This window comes from Pseudomonas sp. PAMC 29040 (genome assembly GCF_003994535.1).
GTDB classification, from domain to species: domain Bacteria; phylum Pseudomonadota; class Gammaproteobacteria; order Pseudomonadales; family Pseudomonadaceae; genus Aquipseudomonas; species Aquipseudomonas paraversuta.
In genome coordinates this window covers 1-1,332 of sequence record NZ_RZAA01000027.1, presented here as the reverse complement: position 1 = coordinate 1,332, position 1,332 = coordinate 1, and the positions used below count along the sequence as shown (strand labels likewise).

2 protein-coding genes are annotated in these 1,332 nt (G+C 59.2%); both read right to left on the bottom strand.

Annotated features, from left to right (window positions below):
- A partial coding sequence (locus WG29040_RS24250; protein WP_127197094.1) for an ABC transporter permease subunit occupies nucleotides 1-689 on the bottom strand: 689 nt, incomplete at its 3' end.
- On the bottom strand, nucleotides 686-1,332 hold a 647-nt coding region (locus tag WG29040_RS24245; protein ID WP_127197093.1), incomplete at its 5' end, for an ABC transporter permease subunit. The genes WG29040_RS24250 and WG29040_RS24245, both read right to left, overlap by 4 nt.

Genomic DNA, 1,332 nt, shown 5'->3' with positions numbered 1-1,332 from the left:
CGTACCGCCGAGAACACTTCCATCGGCAAGGTGGTGGAACCCGGCCCGGACACGAAACTGGCCAGTACCAGGTCATCCAAGGACAGGGCGAACGACATCATGGCGCCCGCCGCCAGTGACGGCGCAATCATCGGGATGGTGATCAAAAAGAACACTTTCCACGGCTTGGCGCCCAGGTCCATGGCCGCCTCTTCGATCGACAGGTCCAGCTCGCGCAAGCGCGACGACACCACCACGGCCACATAGGCCGAACAGAACGTGGTGTGGGCGATCCAGATGGTGACGATCCCGCGTTCCTGGGGCCAGCCGATCATTTGCGCCATGGCCACGAACAGCAGCAACAGCGACAGACCGGTGATTACCTCAGGCATCACCAGCGGTGCAGTTACCAGGCCGCCGAACAGCGTGCGGCCCTTGAAGTGGCTGATGCGGGTCAGCACGAATGCTGCCAGGGTCCCCAGCGCCACCGCTGCAATCGCCGTGTACAGGGCGATTTCCAGCGAGCGCATCACCGAGCCCATCAGTTGCGTGTTGTCCAGCAGGCCCACGTACCACTTCAGCGACCAGCCGCCCCACACCGTCACCAGCTTGGAAGCGTTGAACGAGTAGATCACCAGAATCAGCATCGGCAGGTAGATGAACAACAAGCCTGCGACCAGCATAAAGCTGGAAAAACGGAAGCGATTCATATCTTGCCCTCCAGTTCTTTAGCCTGGCTGCGGTTGAACAGGATGATTGGCACGATCAGGATCGCCAGCATTACCACGGCAAGCGCAGAGGCTACCGGCCAGTCACGGTTGTTGAAGAACTCTTGCCACAGCACTTTACCGATCATCAGGGTTTCCGGGCCGCCCAGCAGTTCCGGGATCACGAACTCGCCCACCACCGGGATAAACACCAGCATGCAGCCGGCGATGATGCCGTTCTTGGACAGCGGAACGGTGATTTTCCAGAAGCTGTTGAAGGTGCTCGAGCCCAGGTCGGACGCGGCTTCCAGCAGGCTGTGGTCGTGTTTCACCAGGTTGGCGTACAGCGGCAGGATCATGAACGGCAGGTACGAATAGACGATGCCGATATACACCGCGATGTTGGTGTTGAGGATCTGCAGCGGTTCGCTGATCCAGCCCATCGACATCAGGAAACCATTGAGCAGGCCGTTGTTGCTGAGAATGCCCATCCACGCGTAAACGCGGATCAGGATCGCAGTCCAGGTCGGCATCATGATCAGCAGCACCAGCACGGTCTGCATCTCTTTGCGCGCATTGGCAATGGCATAGGCCATCGGATAGCCGATCAGCAGGCACAACGCGGTGCTGAAGAAAGCCATCTTCA